The 12,873-nt window shown below is 70.9% G+C and carries 10 protein-coding genes and 5 pseudogenes; 6 read left to right on the forward strand and 9 right to left on the reverse strand.

The window, feature by feature from the left end; translation table 11 throughout:
- Positions 1-343, forward strand: a 343-nt coding sequence (locus AB1285_RS19140) for an FGGY-family carbohydrate kinase (RefSeq protein WP_429977660.1), incomplete at its 5' end; no start/stop codon positions are given.
- A 71-nt stretch (positions 344-414) separates the two neighbouring features.
- Here the strand turns inward: AB1285_RS19140 and AB1285_RS19145 are convergent.
- Positions 415-1,380: a LysR family transcriptional regulator gene (locus AB1285_RS19145; RefSeq protein ID WP_429977661.1), complete on the reverse strand. Its 966-nt coding sequence runs from the start codon at positions 1,378-1,380 to the stop codon at positions 415-417.
- 144 nt (positions 1,381-1,524) lie between these two features.
- On the opposite strand from AB1285_RS19145, the gene AB1285_RS19150 reads away from it, so the two are divergent.
- Together AB1285_RS19150 and AB1285_RS19155 are read left to right on the forward strand one after the other, a co-directional pair.
- The gene (locus AB1285_RS19150) at positions 1,525-1,758 is read left to right on the forward strand and encodes a hypothetical protein (RefSeq protein WP_429977662.1); all 234 of its coding nucleotides are present in this window, start codon (positions 1,525-1,527) and stop codon (positions 1,756-1,758) included.
- Between the two features lie 157 nt (positions 1,759-1,915).
- Positions 1,916-2,269: an EamA family transporter gene (locus tag AB1285_RS19155; protein ID WP_429977663.1), complete on the forward strand. Its 354-nt coding sequence runs from the start codon at positions 1,916-1,918 to the stop codon at positions 2,267-2,269.
- Between the two features lie 119 nt (positions 2,270-2,388).
- Here the strand turns inward: AB1285_RS19155 and ffh are convergent.
- From ffh to AB1285_RS19180, 5 genes and pseudogenes are all read right to left on the reverse strand, one after another.
- Positions 2,389-3,954, reverse strand: a pseudogene (gene ffh, locus AB1285_RS19160) (signal recognition particle protein).
- 13 nt (positions 3,955-3,967) lie between these two features.
- On the reverse strand, positions 3,968-4,102 hold the full coding sequence (locus tag AB1285_RS19165) for a sigma factor-like helix-turn-helix DNA-binding protein (RefSeq protein ID WP_429977664.1): 135 nt from the start codon (positions 4,100-4,102) through the stop codon (positions 3,968-3,970).
- A 369-nt stretch (positions 4,103-4,471) separates the two neighbouring features.
- On the reverse strand, positions 4,472-4,594 hold the full coding sequence (locus AB1285_RS19170; protein ID WP_429977665.1) for a hypothetical protein: 123 nt from the start codon (positions 4,592-4,594) through the stop codon (positions 4,472-4,474).
- Complete coding sequence (locus AB1285_RS19175; protein WP_429977666.1) at positions 4,591-5,076, reverse strand: hypothetical protein; 486 nt, start codon at positions 5,074-5,076, stop codon at positions 4,591-4,593. The genes AB1285_RS19170 and AB1285_RS19175 overlap by 4 nt, the downstream gene beginning before the upstream one ends.
- A 64-nt stretch (positions 5,077-5,140) precedes the next feature.
- Entirely contained in the window at positions 5,141-5,728 is a 588-nt protein-coding gene (locus AB1285_RS19180) for a TetR/AcrR family transcriptional regulator (protein WP_292797627.1), read from the reverse strand.
- Positions 5,729-5,818: 90 nt separating this feature from the next.
- Between AB1285_RS19180 and lipB the strand changes: the two are divergent.
- Together lipB and lipA are read left to right on the forward strand one after the other, a co-directional pair.
- Positions 5,819-6,438, forward strand: a pseudogene (gene lipB, locus AB1285_RS19185) (lipoyl(octanoyl) transferase LipB); the annotation flags it as partial.
- 28 nt (positions 6,439-6,466) lie between these two features.
- Positions 6,467-7,455 (forward strand): annotated as a pseudogene (gene lipA / locus AB1285_RS19190) (lipoyl synthase).
- Between the two features lie 10 nt (positions 7,456-7,465).
- On the opposite strand, the gene AB1285_RS19195 reads toward lipA, so the two are convergent.
- Positions 7,466-7,966, reverse strand: coding sequence for a DUF2004 domain-containing protein (locus AB1285_RS19195; RefSeq protein WP_060922216.1), 501 nt, complete (start codon positions 7,964-7,966; stop codon positions 7,466-7,468).
- Between the two features lie 43 nt (positions 7,967-8,009).
- Positions 8,010-8,883 (reverse strand): annotated as a pseudogene (gene ftsY / locus AB1285_RS19200) (signal recognition particle-docking protein FtsY).
- A gap of 230 nt (positions 8,884-9,113) precedes the next feature.
- On the opposite strand from ftsY, the gene AB1285_RS19205 reads away from it, so the two are divergent.
- Entirely contained in the window at positions 9,114-9,590 is a 477-nt protein-coding gene (locus AB1285_RS19205) for a hypothetical protein (RefSeq protein ID WP_429977667.1), read from the forward strand.
- A 124-nt stretch (positions 9,591-9,714) separates the two neighbouring features.
- Here the strand turns inward: AB1285_RS19205 and smc are convergent.
- Positions 9,715-12,873: pseudogene (gene smc, locus AB1285_RS19210) on the reverse strand (chromosome segregation protein SMC); the annotation flags it as partial.

Genomic DNA, 12,873 nt, shown 5'->3' on the forward strand with positions numbered 1-12,873 from the left:
TGACGTGCTCGACGCGGTCAACGCGGACGCCGGAGTGGATCTCAGCGAGCTCAAGGTCGACGGCGGCATGGTCGCCAACGACGCGCTCATGCAGTTCCAGGCCGACATCCTCGGTGTCCCGGTCGTGCGTCCGGTCGTGGCGGAGACCACGGCGCTTGGTGCGGCCTACGCGGCCGGTCTCGCGGTCGGCTTCTGGAGCGGTCTCGACGACCTGTCCGCGAACTGGCAGGAGGACCGCCGCTGGGAGCCCTCGCTCGACGCGGATGAGCGCGACCGTCAGCTGCGCCTGTGGCGCAAGGCCGTCACCAAGTCGATGGACTGGGTCGACGACGACGTGCGCTGATCACCGCATGACGAGGCGGGTCCGGGTTCTTCCCGGCCCGCTTCGTCGTCTCCGGGCCGCCATCCGCCCGTTCACCTGCACGATCCGAATACGGTTGCCCACCCGTTCCGGCGGTTCCGTCGTGCATCTGTTCCGGGGTCGTGCAGCCGGAACAGGGTCTCAGGAGGCTGCCGCGACGATGTCGAGGAACGCGCGCGCGGCGCTGCGCGGTGCCGCGGCGTCCCAGGCCAGGTGCTCGACACGGACCGGGCCATCCTGGACCGCCACCGTGTCGACGACCTCCCGATACCCCTGCACCACCCCCGGGCGCGAGCAGGGTGACGGCGAGGGCCCGCAGCGACCAGACCGATCAGACTCGCGGCCGTGTCGGATTCGAAAGCCACATCACGCCGCACCCGCGCGGCCAGGAATGCCGCGTCGGTCTGCGCTCGCCCCGACGTGCCGGCGGGGAAGTCGGCGAACGCGGAGTCCGCGAGGTCGCTCAGCTGCACCTCCCTCGCCCGGCCCAGCTCATGCCCGCGGGGCACCACGGCCACCAGCGGTTCCCGGGACAGCGCGCGGGAGGCGACCCCCTCGGGCTGCACGCCCTCCCGGAGCCCGAGGAATGCGGCGTCGAGATCGCCCTGACGAATCGCCGCCACGAGCGCATCGCTGTTCCCCTCACGGAGCTCCACGCGGGCGGCTGGATGCGCGGCGCGATAGGCCACGAGAACCGCGGGGACGTCGACAGCGGTCACCGTGGGGATGACGCCCAGCCGCAGCGTGCCCACCACCTTCCCGCTCGCCGCCGCCGCATCCTCCCGGGCCTGGTCTGCGGCGCGGACCGCCAGACGCGCGGGGCGGAGGAACGCCTCTCCGGACTCGGTCGCGCGGACGCTGCGACTGGTGCGCGCGAACAGTCGCACGCCCAACTCGCGTTCGAGAGCGGCGACCTGGTGGCTGAGCGCCGACTGCGTGACATGACAGCGCTCCGCCGCGCGGGTGAACGAACCGGTGTCCGCCACAGCGACGACATACCGCAGATGCTGGAGCTCCATCCACTCATGATCCCGCTTCATAGATCGTGTGACAAGAATGCGTTGGACTCATACCCCGGATGGCGCACCCTGGAGACATGAACCGCCTCACCCTCACCCCTCGTCACGGCTCTCGCCCCTGCGACGTGGGGTACGACGTACCTGGTGACGACGGAGCTGCTCCCCGTCGGACATCCGCTCCTCGCCGGCCTCCTCCGCTCGCTTCCTGCGGGTCTCCTCGCGGTGCTGCTGGCCCGCCGTCTGCCGCACGGGGTCCTGGTGGGGCAAGGTGCTCGTGCTCGGGGCCCTGAACATCGGCGCGTTCTTCCGCTGCTGTTCCTTGCGGCCGAACGCCTCCCCGGTGGGTTGCCGCCGCCGTCGCCGGAGCGCAGCCGCTGATCGTGCTAGGGCTCGGAGCGAAACGTGCTCGGGGAACGTGTCCGACCGGTATCCGCCGCCGCCGCCGCCGTCGCCGGGGCAGCGGGGGTCGCCCTCGTCGTCCTCGGCCCTGCCGCCGCGCTGGACTTCTGGGGCCTCGTCGCGGCTCTCGGCGGCCGTGACCGCCACCGGCCTGGGGATGATCCTCACCAAGCGCTGGGGCTGCCCCTCCGGCGTCGGTCCCGTGGCCTACGCGGGGTGGCAGCTCACGGCGGGAGGGCTGTTGCTCCTCCCCCTCACCTTCGTGGTCGAGGGCCCGCCTCCTGCCCTCGACGCGGGTGCGCTCCTCGGCTACCTCTGGCTCGCGACAGCGGGAGGGATCATCGCCTACACGCTCTGGTTCCGCGGTATCCAGCCGCTGCCCGTGATCGTGCCGGGCCTCCTCGCACTGCTCTCGCCGATCGTCGCGACGCTGCTCGCGTGCTCATCGCCGGCGAGAGCTTCACCATGGTCCAGGTGGCGGGCATCCTGATCACACGCTCGCCGCCCTCGTCGGCGGGCAGTTCGCGGCGCCGGCCGCGAGGAAACGCCGGCGACCGCGGGTCGAGCAAATCGGCCGCGCCCGTCGCCGTGCGCTGATGGTCCCGCCGCTCAGCCCTTGCCGAACAGCTTCTGGATCTCGGCGAGGTCGGCCTCCGACGGTGCCTCCGCTCCCCCGCCGAGGCCGAAGCCCGAGCCGGTGGGTGGCCGTGGAAGCCGCGAGGCCGGCGTTCTCCGCAGCGCGCTTCGCCGGGTTGCCGGAGCGGGAGCGGTTTTCCGCCGCCGCCCTTGCCCTTCTTGCCGCGCTTCGACGAGGCCCGGGCTTGCCCATTCCGGGCACCGGACCCATGCCCGGGATGTTCGGCGTGCCGCCACGAGCGACGGTCTTCATCATCTTCGCGGCCTGCTCGAAGCGCTGCACGAGCTGGTTGACGTCGGTGACGGTCATGCCGGAGCCGCGCGCGATGCGCAGACGACGGGAACCGTTGAGGATCTTGGGGTTGCGACGCTCGACCGGCGTCATGGAGCGGATGATGGCCTCGGTGCGGTCGATCTCGCGCTCGTCGAAGTCCTCGAGCTGCTGCTTCATCTGCCCCATGCCCGGGAGCATCCCGAGCATCTTCTTCATCGAGCCCATCTTCTTCATCTGCTGAAGCTGCTCGAGGAAGTCCTCCAGGGTGAAGGCCTCGTTCGCGAGCTTCTCGGCGACCTTGCGCGCCTCGTCCTCGTCGAACGCCTGCTGCGCCTGCTCGATGAGGGTGAGGATGTCACCGAGGTCGAGGATGCGGCTGGCCATACGATCGGGGTGGAACGGCTCGAGGTCCTCCAGCCGCTCGCCCGTCGAGGCGAAGATGATCGGACGCCCCGTGTGACCGAGGCGACCGAGAGCGCCGCTCCGCCTCGGGCGTCGCCGTCGAGCTTCGAGAGGACGACGCCGGTGAAGTCCACTCCCTCCTGGAAGGCCTTAGCGGTGTTGACCGCGTCCTGACCGATCATCGCGTCGATGACGAAGAGCACCTCGTCCGGGTCGACGGCCTTGCGGATGTCGGCGGCCTGCTTCATGAGCTCGGCGTCGACACCGAGGCGGCCGGCGGTGTCGATGATGACCACGTCGTGCTGCTGGCGGCGGGCGTGCTCGACGCCGTCGCGCGACACCTTGACGGGATCGCCGACGCCGTTGCCCGGCTCGGGCGCGTACACCGTGGCTCCGGCCTGCTCGGCGACCACCTGGAGCTGGTTCACCGCGTTCGGGCGCTGGAGGTCGGCGGCGACGAGGAGGGGCGTGTGCCCTTCGCCCTCGAGCTGCTTGGCCAGCTTGCCGGCGAACGTCGTCTTTCCCGAGCCCTGAAGGCCCGCGAGCATGATCACGGTCGGCGCGGTCTTGGCGAACTGCAGGCGCCGCTGCTCTCCGCCGAGGATCTGGACCAGCTCCTCGTTGACGATCTGCACCACCTGCTGCGCGGGGTTCAGCGCCTTGTTGACCTCGTCGCCGAGAGCGCGCTCGCGCACCTTCGCGGTGAAGTCCTTGACGACCGCGAGCGCGACGTCGGCGTCGAGCAGAGCACGACGGATCTCGCGCACCGTGCCGTCGACGTCGGCGGCGGTGAGCTTTCCCTTCGTGCGCAGGTTGCGGAAGGTGTCGGTAAGCCGATCGGAGAGCGTGCCAAAGGTAGCCATGGTGCCTACGATTCTACGCGAGCGGAGCCTCCACGCTCAGCGCGGCACGGAGCAGTGTCTTGGCCCGCTGGTGACGCCCCCGGACCGTGGACGCGGGGACCCCGAGCAGTGCGGCCGCATCGGTCAGGCTGAATCCGTCCCAGTGCACCAGGCGGATGACCTCCGCGAGGTCGGGATCCAGGCGGCGATGGCGTCGCGCACCTCCGCGCCCCCGTCCGCCGGCGGTGCCTGCAGCCGGGATCCCTCTCCCTCTCCCCGCACCCGTTCGTGCAGGGCGCGCCGACGCCTCTCACCGCGGGCGTGGTTGAGCAGGCTCTTGCGAGCGACTCCGAACAGCCACATCCGCGCCCGTTCGGGTCGTCGGGCAGATGCCGGACGCGCCGCCAGGCGACGACCATCGTCTCGCCGAGCAGGTCGCCGGCGTCATCCGCCCCGACCCGACGAGCGAGGTAGGCCAGGAGATCCGGGGCGCACGCCTCGAACGCGCCGATCAGCGCCGCGTCGTCGGCACGGCTGCTCACTCGCCGCTCCAGGCTTCGTCGTCGCAATGCACCTGGGAGTGGGAGTCGGCTCCGGGGATCGGACCGAACCCGTGCTCCTCGAGTTCGGCGTGGAGCGCCTCGTTCAAACGCGCCCTCATGAGCCATCCAGGCGCGGGTGTCCGCCGCATTCTGATCCGTCGTCGGAACACCCGCGGCCTCGTCGCCGTGCTCGAGCATCCGCAGTTGGCCGTCCACGTAGGGCGCGGCCATCCGCCTCCACATCCGCCGAGGCGAACCATTGATCGATCACACGATCGACATCGGCCTGGATCAGCGGGTTGTGCGTGTCCAGGCGGCTGAAGCGGATCTCGCACTCTCCCCAGGTCGGCGCGGTGAACCGGTAGCTCCGCGCGGGATCCTCGAGGCCGTCGCCCCAGAGCCAGTCGGAGGAGGCGGTGGCCACCCCGGCGCCGCCCACCAGGACCACCGCCGTGACCGCGGCGATCACACCGCGCGACCGGAGGCGGGGCCGAGCGCGCCCACGGGACGCGTCGATCATCGCCCGCAGCTCGTGTCCAGCGACGGCGGGGGTGGGCGGCGCCGAGCCGTCCAGCAGGTCGTCCAGCGGATCCGTGGTCATGGTGTCCTCCTCGTCAGGGATGCCTTCATCACTGACGTGTCCGGCCGACACCGATCCGTCCGCGTCACTCCCCCCAGGGCAGATCGTGCACGCGGGCGAGCGCCTCGCGGAGCACGGACTCCGGTGTGCCGCGGCCTGCCCCCTCCTCGGCCCAGACGCGCAGGGCGGACAGGACGGCGGCCGCCTGCGCCGCTCCCAGCACGTCCGCACGCATCACATCGATACCCGCCGCGCACGCCGCACGGGAGACCGCGGCGGCGAGGCGGGCCAGACGGACACCCGTCTCCCGCACCAGCTCCACCTCGAGCGCCATGGCCTCCGCGTTCCGCAGCGCCAACGCCAACGGATCCGGGGCGAAATCGTCCACGATCCCCTGCAGGATCCCGCGCACCCGCGCCCCCGTGGCCTCGCGGCCGAGGTCGTCCAGCGCGGCGATCGCGACGCCGATGCGCTCGTCGATGCCGGACCACAGCACGTCGCTCTTCGACGTGAAGTAGTTGAAGAAGCTCGACCGGCTGACCCCCGCCCGCTGGGTGATGTCGGCGATGGAGGTGGCCTCGTACCCGCGCTCCAGGAAGAGCTCGCAGGCGGCCTCGGCGAGGGTCTCGCGCGAGGAAGCCTTCGGGCGGCCGGCGCGACCAGTCCGGTTCATGACTTCACGGTACGACCGCGCGGGACGCCGCGGCCCGGACGAGGATGTATTGTTGGACGCAATCCATGTATTCGAGGGAAGGGACGACGCATGCTCGACATCCTCACTCCCGGCTTCATGCCGACCCCCGTCCCCTATGAAGAGGGCTGGGCCCTGCAGCGCCGCGTGCACGCGGACGTGGTCTCCGGCGCCCGCCCGGACACCCTCATCCTGCTCGAGCACGCGGCCGTGTACACCGCGGGGAAGCGCACGGAGGATCACGAGCGCACCCCAGGACGGGACCCCGGTCATCGACGTCGACCGGGGCGGGAAGATCACCTGGCACGGGCCGGGGCAACTCGTCGGCTACCCGATCTTCCGGCTGCCGGAGCCGATGGACGTGGTCGCGCACGTGCGGCGTCTGGAGCGGATCCTCATCGAGGTGCTGCGCCCCGTTCGGGGTCGACGGTCGCCAGGTCGAGGGGCGGAGCGGGGTGTGGGTGCGTCGACCGTTGTCGGAGGACAAGGTGGCCGCGATCGGCGTGCGCGTGCAGCAGGGCGTCACCATGCACGGCTTCGCCATCAACTGCGACAACAGCCTCGCGCCCTTCCGCGACATCATCCCCTGCGGCATCACCGACGCCGGCGTGACCACGGTGAGCGAGGTGTCCGGCCGCGTGGTCGGCCCGCTCGACCTCGTCGACGCCGTGCAGGACGCCTTCCGCACCGCCCACGCACCCGACCTGACAGGAGTCCGGCATGACCGCCGCACCCGAGGGGCGCAAGCTCCTCCGCCTCGAGATCCGCAACGCCGAGACCCCGATCGAGCGCAAGCCCGAGTGGATCAAGACCAAGGCCAAGATGGGACCGGAGTACTCGGCGCTGCATTCCCTCGTGAAGAGCGAGGACCTGCACACGGTGTGCCAGGAGGCCGGCTGCCCGAACATCTACGAGTGCTGGGAAGACCGCGAGGCGACCTTCCTCATCGGCGGGTCGCAGTGCACGCGCCGCTGCGACTTCTGCCAGATCGACACCGGCAAGCCCGCGGACTACGACACCGACGAGCCACGACGCGTCGCCGAGAGCGTGCAGCGGATGAACCTCCGCTACGCGACCGTGACGAGCGTGGCCCGCGACGATCTCCCCGACACCGGAGCCTGGCTCAATGCCGAGACGGTGCGGAAGATTCACGAGCTCAACCCGAACACCGGAGTGGAGCTGCTGGCGAACGAGCACAACGCCGACCCCGCCTTCCTCGGCCAGATCTTCGATGCACGCCCCGAGGTGTTCGCGCACAACGTGGAGACCGTGCCCCGCATCTTCAAGCGCATCCGCCCGCGTTCCGCTACGAGCGCTCGCTGAACGTGCTCACGCAGGCTCGCGATGCCGGACTCATCACGAAGTCGAACCTCATCCTCGGCATGGGCGAGGAGCCGGAGGAGGTCGTCCAGGCGCTGCAGGACCTCCACGACGCCGGCTGCGACATCATCACCATCACCCAGTACCTCCGCCCGACGCCGCGGCACCTTCCGGTCTCCCGGTGGGTGAAGCCCGCCGAGTTCGTCGAGTTCAAGGAGGAGGCGGAGCGGATCGGCTTCCTCGGGGTGCTCGCCGGTCCTCTCGTGCGCTCCTCGTACCGCGCCGGGCGGCTCTGGGCGCAGTCGATGAGCTCGAAGGGACGGGAGATCCCCGCTCATCTCGCGCACATCGCGGACAGCGCCGACCTCGGGTTCGCGCAGGCCGTCTGACGGGCGGCGGTCAGTCGGCGCTCATCACCGACTGCACGCTGCCGTCGGAACCGAGGTTCACGAGCAGCACGTCGTCGGTGGCGCTGTCATCGAGCGCGTACTCCAGGACGGCGAACGGCTCGGAGCCACCGTGCTCGTCGGCGAGGATCGTCATGCTCATCAGGCGCAGCGACCGGATGATGTCCACGGCCGCGTCCCCGGACACGTCGATGAGGACGTCGGGGAGGTCGTCGCCGAACACCTCCTGCTGCTGAAGGATGTACTCGGTCACCTCACTCGTGCGGTCGTCCACCTCGGCGAGCATTCCGCGGCGCGCGGTCGCGTCCACGTTCTCCAGACCGGCGATGAGTCCGGCGGCGATGTCGAGGGCGTCGGCGGAGACGTCGTCCTGGTCCGGAGCCGTCAGGTCCACGGTCACGCTCTGGTCGCCGAGCTCGACCGTCTCCGACCAGAAGATCGAGCCGTCGGGGCCCGACGACAGCAGTCCGAAGTAGTCGTGTTCGATCGCCATAACGCTATGAAACCAGCCTGGTGCTCGGGGCGGAAGCCCTGTGTCAGCCGACCAGCGCCTGCACGAACACGTGCGGCGTGAAACCGGTCAGATCGTCGATGCCCTCGCCCTGTCCGAGGAGTTTGACCGGGATGCCCGTCCGCTCCTGCACGGCGAGCACGAAGCCGCCCTTGGCCGAGCCGTCGAGCTTGGTGAGCACGAGCCCCGTCACGCCCGCGTGCTGCAGGAAGGTCTCCGCCTGCATCACCCCGTTCTGTCCCGTCGTGGCGTCGAGGACGAGGAGCACCTCGCTGATCGGGGCCTGCTTCTCGACGACGCGGCGGATCTTGCCCAGCTCGTCCATGAGACCGCCCTTGGTGTGCAGTCGCCCCGCCGTGTCGATGATCGCGATCTCCATGCCCTCGCGCTTGGCGTATTCGACGGTCTGGAAGGCGACGGAGGCCGGGTCCTGCCCCTCCTGCTGCGGGCGGACGATCGCCGCTCCCCCGCGCTGGGCCCAGGTGGCGAGCTGGTCGACGGCGGCCGCACGGAAGGTGTCGGCAGCCCCCACCACCACGCTCCGCTGGTAGCCGCGAAGGAACTTCGTGAACTTCCCGATCGTCGTCGTCTTGCCCACGCCGTTCACACCCACGACGAGGACCACGGCGGGCCGCTCGGTGAGCTTCAGAGTGGTGTCGAACTTCGCGAAGTGCTCCTCCAGGGTCTCCCGCAGCATGCGCTGGAGGTCCTTGGGGTCGGTGGTGCGGTACTTCGCGACCTTGTCGCGCAGATTCTTCGACGATGCGCTCGCTGATGTCGGGGCCGAAGTCCGCCGTGATGAGCGCCGTCTCCAGGTCTTCCCACGTCGTCTCGTCGATGGTGGGCTTCACGAACATGCCGCGCAGCGCGCGACCGAGAGACCAGGACTTCTCTGCCATGCGTCCAGCCTACGGGTAGCATCCAGGGATGCACCGCGCGCCGCTCCCGCACCGGGTGTTCCTGCACGGTGCCGGCAGACGCGGCACCACCGCGTGGCCCTCGTACACGCCGGAGTCCGGGACATTCCTCAGCTTCCCTCAGGACTCGACCATCGAGGGTCAGGCCGACGCCCTCGTCGAGGGAGAGCGTGACCGGACGCCGCTCGTGTTCGCGCACTTCGATCGGCGCGGTGACCGCCGTCCGCGCCATCGCCGACGGCCTGCGGGTGTCCGGCCTCGTCCTCGTCGAGCCCGCCCTGTACGACATCGCCCGCGGTGAAGCTCCGATCGAGCGGCATATCGCGGTGGTGACGGAGGCACGGGCGAGGGTGACGCAGGGCGACCTCTTCGGCTTCTGGTCCATCCTGCGCCCGCTCATGTTCGGAGGCCCGTCCACCCGGGAGCGCTGGGAGGACGAGCGCGCGGTCGCGCAGCGGTGGGCGACCACGGACCTCCCCTGGGGTCACGGCATCCGGGAGCGTTGTCTCGCCGGCGTGCCGACCCTCGTGGTCACCGGCGGATGGAACGAGGAGTACGAGATCATCGCCAGCAGGCTCGTCGACGTCGGAGCCGACCACATGATGCTCCCCGGCTACGCTCACCGCCCGCAGGACCATCCCGACTTCCCGACTGTGATCACGGGCTTCGAACGCTCCCTCGCGATCTGACCCGGCCCCGTCCGTCCGGTCACAGCTTCGGAGACCGCGGGCGACACGCCGGATCCGACCATCGACACGCCGGATGAGGGCCACGATCTCCGAAGCTGTGCCCGCCGAGGGAGGGCGGCAGGACTCAGACGGCGGCGGCGGCGCGGTCGCCGACGCGCTGACCCACCACGGCCGAGACGCCATCCTGACGCATCGACACGCCGTAGAGCGCGTCGGCGATCTCCATCGTCCGCTTCTGGTGCGTGATGACGAGGAGCTGGGAGCTCTCCCGCAGCTGCTCGAAGACGGTGAGGAGCCGGCCCAGGTTCGCGTCATCGAGGGCGGCCTCGACCTCGTCGAGGATGTAGAACGGGCTGGGACGCGCCTTGAAGATCGCCACCAGGAGCGCCACCGCGGCCAGCGACCGCTCCCCGCCGGACAGCAGCGACAGCCGCTCGATCTTCTTCCCGACGGGGCGGACCGAGACCTCGATCCCCGTCGTCAGCATGTTGTCCGGATCGGTCAGCGAGATGCTGCCGGTGCCGCCGGGGAACAGCAGCGGGAAGACCTGGCCGAAGGCCTCCTTGGTGTCCTCGAACGCGCTGGCGAGGATCGTCTGCATGCGCTCGTCGAGGTCGGCGATGATGGTCAGCAGATCCTGCCGGGTCTGCGTCAGGTCCGTGAGCTGCGTGGTGAGGAACGCGTGACGCTGCTCCAGGGCGGCGAACTCCTCCAGCGCCCAGCGGGTTGACCCGCCCGAGCTGCGCGAGCTTCCGCTCCGCGTCCGCGAGACGCCGCTGCTGGATGCGGCGGTCGAACGGGATCGCGGTGTCGTCGAGCAGCTCGCCATCGGCCGGCTCCGCCCCGGGATCCCGCGGCACGAGCTGGTCCGGCCCATACTCGGCGACGAGCACGTCCTCGTCGAGCGCGAGTTCCGAGGACACGCGCTCCAACAGGCTGTTCAGGTGGAGCTTCTTCTCGTGGATCTGCAGTTCCAGGCCGTGAACGCTCTCCGTGAGCCCGGCCAGAACGCTCCCGCAGCGACGACTCCTGGGCGCGCAGCGCGACGAGCTCCTCGTTCTGCGCCGACCGGGCGGCTTCCGCCTCCGCGAGTGCCACGCGGGCTTCGGTGACGGAGCGGTCGAGGGAGTCGAGGATGCGCGGCAGCTCGTCCACGACTCCGGATGCCGCCTCGCGCTGCGCCCGGCGGATGACGGCGCGTCGGGCGGCCTCTGCCGCGGCGTCCCGCTCCTGCTCGCGCTGCCGCTCCAACGCGGTCACCCGGGACTGCGCCGCCCGGACCCGCTCCCGCAGGGTCTCGACCTCCAGACGAGCCCGGACCTCGCCCTCGCGGGCGCTCTCCAGGTGCCTCCAACAGACCGTCGCGCGCCGAGGCGTCGAGCACCGGACGCGGCGCGGCGACCGCGGCATCGAGCTCCGCCTTCGCCGCCTCCGCCTTCGCCTCCGCGTCGGCCACGGCGGCCTGCGCCTGGGCGAGTCCGGTCTCCAGGCGATCGCATTCGGCGACAGCGGCCTCGTGACGCACGGTCACCTTGTTGAGCTGCTCCGCGTGCGTCGCGAGGGCGGCGTCGTGCTCGCGCAACGCGCGCAGCGCGTCCTTCGCCTGACGCCGCGTCTCCTCCACGGCCTCGTCGGCGTCGATACGCGCCTCGCGGAGGGAGTCGACGACGACCTGGATCTCGGTGAGCCGCTCGGTCGCGGCGTCCCGCTCCGCCGCGAGTTCGAGGCGCGAACGCTCCCCTCCGGAACCCGTGCGCAGGGTCTGCGCGGTGATGACGTCGCCGCCGGTGGTCACGATCGTGGTCGAGGTGTCGCCTCTCGCGTCGAGAACGCGCCGCGCGGCACGCGCCGCATCGAGGTCGTCGGCGATGAGAACGTGCGCCAGGATGCCGAGGATCCCGTCCGGCGCGGTCACCGTCTCCGTCGCGGCGATCACGCCGTCGACGGCCGGGGGTGTCGGCTGCTCCCTCGGGGCATCGGCGACCACGAAGTCGACCACGCCCCGGCGGCGCTCTGCGGCCTCCGCCGCGAGGATGAACGCATCCTCCGCGGAACCGACCAGCACACCCTCGGCCAGCGGACCGAGGACGGCCGCGATCGCGGCTTCGTATCCCGCCCGCACCTGCACGGCATCACCGACGAGACCGCGGACCCCTGGACCCCCCTCGGCGACGATCTCGGCGGCGCCTCCCGACAGCGACAGGGCACTGCTCAGGGCGGCGGCCTTCGCGGTGAGGGCGTCGACCTCGCGCTCGGCGGCATGCAGCCGTTCGCGCAGGCTCTCCCGTTCCGCCTCCGCCGCCGTCGCCGCACGCTGAGCGCTCTCGTAGGCCGCGGCGTACTCGACGGCCGTGCCCTCGGGGCCTCGGCGTCGTCGATCGCCTCCAGGGCTTCTTCGGCCTCTCGTCGCCGGGCGTGCGCGGCTTCGAGGGCGTTCTCCTGGCGGAGCACGGCGCGCGGACGGCGGCCAGGGCCGATGCCGCCGCATCGGCGTTCCCGCGGAGCGAGGACAGTCGCATGTCGTACTCGGAGACGAGCGCGCTCTGCTCCGCGATGTCCACGTCGAGCGTGTCGAGCTCGGCGCGGGCGTTCACGACCTCGCGACTCGCCGCAGCCGCGGCGTCCTGCGCATCGCCGAGGCCGGACGAGATCGTCTCGATGTCCTCCTTTGCCTCGTCGATCGTCGCCTGTGTGACGGTCACCGCGGTCACGGCCGCGTCGTCCTCCTCGGACCCGAGAAGCGCGAGGCGCTGGTTGGCGAGCGTGTAGAGCCCGCGCACCCGCTCCTGCACCTGCTCGAGCCCGAAGGCGACGCTGCGCGCCTCGTCGACGGCGATCGAGTTCTGGTTCTTCTCCAGCCGAGCGATCCCGGCGCGCACGGTCTCGGCCTGGTCGGACAGCACCAGGCGCTCGGTGTGCCGCTCCTGCTCGGTCCGGGTGTGGTCGGCGAGGGCTGTGCGCAGCGCAACGACGTCGTCGGCGAACAGTCGGGCCTTGGCATCGCGGACGACGGCGGCGATGGTCTGCGCCTCGCGCGCGATCTCGGCCTGGCGGCCGAGCGGCTTGAGCTGGCGGCGGATCTCCCCCGCGAGATCGCTCAGACGCGTGAGGTTGGCCTCCATCGCGTCGAGCTTGCGCAGCGTCTTCTCCTTGCGCCGACGGTGCTTGAGGATGCCCGCCGCCTCCTCGATGAAGCCGCGTCGATCCTCCGGCGAGGCCTGGAGCACCGTGTCGAGCCGTCCTTGACCCACGATGACGTGCATCTCGCGGCCGAGGCCGGAGT

This window comes from Microbacterium sp. NRRL B-14842 (genome assembly GCF_050470785.1).